Source organism: Sphingomonas kyungheensis, assembly GCF_037120395.1.
Taxonomy (GTDB): domain Bacteria; phylum Pseudomonadota; class Alphaproteobacteria; order Sphingomonadales; family Sphingomonadaceae; genus Sphingomonas; species Sphingomonas kyungheensis.
The window spans coordinates 1-4,956 of sequence record NZ_JBBBDM010000027.1 but is presented as its reverse complement, the minus strand read 5'-3'; the positions used below and the strand labels follow the sequence as shown (position 1 = coordinate 4,956).

Here is a 4,956-nt window from a genome sequence, read left to right as displayed (position 1 = left end):
TTCAGCGGAACCTCCCCGCCAAACCCCCAAATCAACGCCCCAAAGGACAAGCACATGCCCCTCCCTCCCCCGCGCGACAAATCGGACGACCTCGGCTAAGGCGCGGCGATGTCCTCCCATTCCTATGATGCGATCGTCCTCGGTGCCGGCGCCGCCGGATTGATGTGCGCCGCGGTCGCCGGGCAGCGTGGCCGGCGCGTGCTGCTCGTCGATCACGCCGACGAGCCGGGCAAGAAGATCATCATCTCCGGCGGCGGGCGCTGCAACTTCACCAATGTGCACACCGCGCCCGACCGCTATGTCTCGGCTAACCCGCATTTCGCCAAGTCGGCGCTCGGCCGCTATCGCGCCGCCGATTTCCTCGCCCTGGTCGAGCGGTACGGCATCGCCTGGCATGAGAAGACGCTCGGGCAATTGTTCTGCGACGGGTCGGCGCGGCAGATCGTCGCGCTGCTGCTCGATCAATGCCGACTCGGCGGGGTCGAGATCGCCCTGTCGTCGCCGTTCGGCGAGATCGGCCATGACGGCGATCGTTTCACCGTCGCGCTGCCCGGCCGAATCGTCACCGCGCCGCGCCTCGTCCTCGCGACCGGCGGACCATCGATCCCCAAGCTCGGCGCGACCGGCATTGCCTATGACATCGCCCGCAGGTTCGGCCTCAAGGTGGTCGAGCCGCGGCCGGCGCTGGTGCCGCTCACCCTCGGCGGCGACGAGGCTTTGTTCCGCACGCTTTCCGGAGTCGCCGCGACCGTCACCGCCAGCGCCGGCAAGGCGCGCTTCCGCGAGGCGGCGCTGTTCACGCATCGCGGCCTGTCGGGACCGGCGATCCTGCAGGTGTCGAGCTATTGGCGGCCGCGCGAGCCGATCGCGATCGATTTCCTCCCCGATGCGGAGCGCGACTGGCTGATCGGCGCGAAGCGGGCGCAGCCGCGGACGACGCTGCGCCGCGCCTTGGCCGCCACCCTGCCCGACCGGCTGGCCGAGGCGCTTGCCGAGCGACTCGCCTTGCCCGGCGAGCTCGGCGCGACCACCGACCGGCAGCTGGACGAAGCGGCGACGCGCCTGTCCGCCTGGCGCTTCCTGCCCAACGGCAGCGAGGGATTTGCCAAGGCCGAGGTGACGGTCGGCGGGATCAGCACCGCCGATCTGTCGTCGCAGACGCTGGAGGCGCGGCGCGTGCCGGGGCTGCATGCGATCGGCGAGGCGGTGGACGTCACCGGCTGGCTCGGCGGCTATAATTTCCAATGGGCCTGGGCGAGCGGCTGGGCCGCGGCGCAGGTGCTCTAGATCAATCCTGCGCGGCGGGGCCGTCGGTCGACACCGGGATCGCATGCACCGCCGCATCGGACGAGGCGAGCAGATAGTCGGCGCTGGTCAGGAAGGGGATCGGGTTGACCGCATGACCGTCGATGCGGACCTCATAATGCAGGTGCGGGCCGGTCGAGCGGCCGGTCGAGCCCATCAGCGCGATCAGCTGGCCGCGGGTGACGCGCGCGCCGTCGGTGACGAGGATCTTCGACAGATGGCCGTAGCGGGTGGCGATGCCCTTGCCGTGGTTGATCTCGACCATATTGCCGTAGCCGCCGAGCCGCGACGCATGATCGATGATGCCGTCGGCGGTGGCATAGATGGGCGTGCCGACCGGGCCGGGGATGTCGACGCCGGCATGCATCGCCGCGGTGCCGCGGAACGGATCCGAACGGATGCCGAAGTTGCTGGTGAAGTTGAGATGCTGGACCGGCTGGACCGAGGGGATGGCGATCACGCCCTGCGGCCGGGTGTCGAGCTTCTTCCAGCTCTGGAACAGGGTGCGGAACTGCGCGTCGGCGGCGAGATCGGCCTGCGCCTCGGCACCGTTGGCGGCGAGCATCGGGCCACCCGTGCCGTCGGTCGCGCTCGCCGGCGTCGCGCCGCGCGATACGCCGTCTTCCGCCTGGGCCGCGCCATAAGCGAAGGACAGGGCGCCGACGGTGGCGACGATCGTAGCTGCGCGGAAGATGCTCATCGGACCCCAATATGATGCGCCGTATCCGCCGGAGCGGCGGACCCGAACATTGACCTGTCGTGAAACCGCAGCCCCACCCGCGTTCCTGACCCGCTTTGTCTGCCCGCATTTGCCGGCGCCAGACAAGAGCGGGCGCGTGACGCCGCGATCAACCGCCGTCGCGTCGCGGCGAACCGAGCAACCCTTGGCGCGATCAGGCGATTCGGATCAGTAGCCCTGACGTTATCCATCGCCTGCCGCGGCTTTCGGCGGCATCAGGCGCGCAAAGGACGACGGATCGCGCGACAAGGCATGACGGCGCCCGTGGCTTTCCGTATAAGCCCCCTGTCTTCAACTGGATGCCTTGCATGCTCGATACCGCTTCCGCCCAGGTCCCCACGCTCAGCCTCGCCGATCAGGCGCGCGACCCCGATGGCTTCGCCGCGGCGTTCGGCGCGTCCTTCGAACGGTTCGGTTTCGCGATCGTCGCCGACCACGGCATCGCCCAGCCGCTGATCGATCGGGCGTGGCGCGAGACCGAGTCGCTGTTCGCCTTGCCCGAAGCCGAGAAGCGCGACCATTTCATCGCCGGCGGTGGCGGTGCGCGCGGCTATACGCCGTTCAAGACCGAGATCGCCAAGGATGCCAAGCACGTCGACCTCAAGGAATTCTGGCATATCGGCCGCGAGCTGCCCGCCGGGCATCGCTTCGCCGAGGTGATGGCGGACAACGTCTGGCCGGTGCGGCCGGAGGAGTTCAAGGACACGTTCCTCGAGCTGTTCACCGCCTTCGACCGCGCCGGCGACCGGTTGCTGTCGGCGATCGCCCGCTATCTCGACCTCGCGCCCGACTGGTTCGATCCGGCGGTGCGCGACGGCAATTCGGTGCTGCGCCTGCTCCACTATCCGCCGATCCCGGTCGATGCCGAGGGCGTCCGCGCCGGCGCGCATGAGGACATCAACCTCATCACCTTGCTGCTCGGTGCCGAGGAAGCCGGGCTCGAGCTGCTCGACCGCGCAACCGGCGACTGGCTGGCGATCAAGCCGCCCGAGGGGGCGATGGTGGTCAATGTCGGCGACATGCTGCAGCGGCTGACCAACCACCGCTTGCCGTCGACCACCCACCGCGTCGTCAACCCGCCACCCGAGCGGCGCGGCCATTCGCGCTATTCGATGCCCTTCTTCCTCCACCCGGCACCCGACTTCCTGATCGAGACGCTACCGCAGACGATCGATGCGGAGCATCCGAACCGCTATCCCGAACCGATCACCGCGCACGATTATCTGCATCAGCGGCTGGTCGAGATCGGCCTCATCAAGAACTAGGCCGCGGCTCAGTCGAAGCCGCGCTCCAGATAGCGGGTGGCGACGGCGCAGTGGATCGCGATGCCCTGCGCCATCACCGATTCCTCGATCGTCATCCGCGTATTGTGCAGCGGCGGATTCGTCGCGGGATCGCTGCCCTGCGGCGCGGCGCCGATGAAGGCGAAGGCGCCGGGGATCTTGCGCAGCACATAGGAAAAGTCCTCGGCGCCCATCATCGGCTGCGGCATCGGCGCGAACGGTCGGTCGAGCTCCACCGCGACCTGCTCGATCAGCGCCGCGCCGCGGGGATCGTTGACGACGACCGGATAACCCTCGTCGATCCATGCCTCGGCGGTCGCGCCGTGCGCCGCGGCGATATGCGTCGCGATCCGGTCGATCGCGGCGCGCATCGTCGTCCGCGTCGCCTCCGACAGCGTGCGCAGCGTACCGAGCATCCGCACCTCGCCGGGGATGATATTGTGCGCCGACCCCGCCTCGATCTTGGTGATCGACAAGACCGCCGGGTCGGTGACGGCGATGTTGCGCGCGACGAAGGTCTGGAAGGCGGTGACGATTTCGCAGGCGACCGGCACCGGATCGATACAGTCGTGCGGCATGGCGGCATGGCCGCCGGCGCCGCGCACCACGACATGGACGGTATCGGCCGAGGCCATGATCGGGCCGCTGCGGGTGATGACGACGCCGGCCGGTGCATTGGGGGTGATGTGCAGGGCGAAGGCGGCGTCGGCCGCGGCGATGTCGAGCAGCCCGTCGTCGATCATGAAGCGCGCGCCGTGATGCCCCTCCTCGCCCGGCTGGAACATGAACACGACCGTTCCCGGCAGGGCGTCGCGCCGCGCCGACAGCGCCCGCGCCGCGCCGACCAGCATCGCGGTGTGCGAATCATGGCCGCAGGCGTGCATCCGGCCGGGGATGGCGCTGGCGAAGGCGAGCCCCGTCTCTTCCTGCATCGCCAGCGCATCCATATCGCCGCGCAGCAGCACGGTGCGGCCATTGTCGCCCTTCTGCCCGCGCAGGATCGCGATCAGCCCGCTGGTCGAGCCGCCCTCGTGATATTCGAGCGGCAGCCCGGCGAGCGCCGCCTTGATCTTGGCGGTCGTCTCGCGGCAGTCGAGCCCGATCTCCGGCTCGGCATGGATCGCGCGGCGCAGGCTGACGGCGTCGTCGAGTTCGGCCTCGCCGGCCGCGGTCCATTCGCTGGTGCTGAGGTCTAGGGACATGGTCTGGCTCCGTTTCGCGGCGCAGTGTGAGCCGGTGCGCGGCGAATGTCGAGGTGGCGGGGGTTGGCCGGGAGGGGGGCGGCGGGTGGTGGGAGGCGGCGGGTGGCTGGTGGCGGCGGGTGGCTGGTGATTGGTGGCTGGTGATTGGTGGCTGGCCGCTGGCCGCTGGCAGTTAGCAGGAGGAGGCGCAGTGCGACGAACGGGAGGCAGGAGCCAGAAGGCGAAGACGAGCGGCGGCGGCGCGGCGGGCGGAAAGCCGCTTGCAGCCGTTGACAGACGCGGGCCTTCGCCTACGTCAGCCCGCCTCCCGTCCTGTCGCTCTTCGCCGCCCCGTCCCCCACTCTCGTCATCCCGGCGAAGGCGGGACCTTTGCAAAAGTCGCTAGGCGTGATTCACTGTCCTGACGTGAGGTTTGGGAGATGTGGCG

3 protein-coding genes and 1 pseudogene are annotated in these 4,956 nt (G+C 69.4%); 2 read left to right on the top strand and 2 right to left on the bottom strand.

The window, feature by feature from the left end:
- Window positions 1-108: 108 nt before the first annotated feature.
- Entirely contained in the window at window positions 109-1,287 is a 1,179-nt protein-coding gene (locus tag V8201_RS19000; protein WP_037535807.1) for a BaiN/RdsA family NAD(P)/FAD-dependent oxidoreductase, read from the top strand.
- Window position 1,288: 1 nt separating this feature from the next.
- On the opposite strand, the pseudogene V8201_RS18995 reads toward V8201_RS19000, so the two are convergent.
- Window positions 1,289-1,879: pseudogene (locus V8201_RS18995) on the bottom strand (M23 family metallopeptidase); the annotation flags it as partial.
- A gap of 473 nt (window positions 1,880-2,352) precedes the next feature.
- On the opposite strand from V8201_RS18995, the gene V8201_RS18990 reads away from it, so the two are divergent.
- Window positions 2,353-3,309, top strand: a complete 957-nt coding sequence (locus V8201_RS18990) for an isopenicillin N synthase family dioxygenase (protein WP_336546293.1) — start codon at window positions 2,353-2,355, stop codon at window positions 3,307-3,309.
- 8 nt (window positions 3,310-3,317) lie between these two features.
- Here the strand turns inward: V8201_RS18990 and V8201_RS18985 are convergent, their stop codons facing one another.
- Window positions 3,318-4,529: a M20 metallopeptidase family protein gene (locus tag V8201_RS18985; protein ID WP_336546292.1), complete on the bottom strand. Its 1,212-nt coding sequence runs from the start codon at window positions 4,527-4,529 to the stop codon at window positions 3,318-3,320.
- Between the last annotated feature and the right edge of the window lie 427 nt (window positions 4,530-4,956).

What these genes read in the sequence shown, in the direction of transcription:
- V8201_RS19000 (WP_037535807.1), top strand. Translation starts at nt 109, where the DNA reads ATGTCCTCCCATTCCTATGATGCGATCGTCCTCGGTGCCGGCGCCGCC.
- V8201_RS18990 (WP_336546293.1), top strand. Translation starts at nt 2,353, where the DNA reads ATGCTCGATACCGCTTCCGCCCAGGTCCCCACGCTCAGCCTCGCCGAT.
- V8201_RS18985 (WP_336546292.1), bottom strand. Translation starts at nt 4,529, where the DNA reads ATGTCCCTAGACCTCAGCACCAGCGAATGGACCGCGGCCGGCGAGGCC.